Origin of the sequence: Chryseobacterium sp. CH21, assembly GCF_004119445.1 — a bacterium.
Taxonomy (GTDB): domain Bacteria; phylum Bacteroidota; class Bacteroidia; order Flavobacteriales; family Weeksellaceae; genus Chryseobacterium.
The window spans coordinates 1-275 of sequence record NZ_QICI01000014.1 but is presented as its reverse complement, the minus strand read 5'-3'; the positions used below and the strand labels follow the sequence as shown (position 1 = coordinate 275).

1 pseudogene is annotated in these 275 nt (G+C 45.1%); it reads left to right on the top strand.

Annotated features, from left to right (window positions below):
- Positions 1-76: 76 nt before the first annotated feature.
- Positions 77-275: pseudogene (locus BOQ62_RS01870) on the top strand (siderophore-interacting protein); the annotation flags it as partial.

Below are 275 nucleotides of genomic sequence, written 5' to 3'. Positions count from 1 at the left end.
TGGGCAAGGGAAGCAGAAGCAGGAGCAAAACTTGGAGTAATGATGCGCCTGGGTATATCCGCCAAAAGAAGTAGCTCCATCTATCAGAACGTATACTCATAGAGGAATTGACTTGGAGAAGAATGAAGTGTTTATTGATTTTGCAGATCATGGAGATGGAGGACCAGCCTCAAAATTGGGCAAGGGAAGCAGAAGCAGGAGCAAAACTTGGAGTAATGATGCGCCTGGGTATATCCGCCAAAAGAAGTAGCTCCATCTATCAGAACGTATACTCA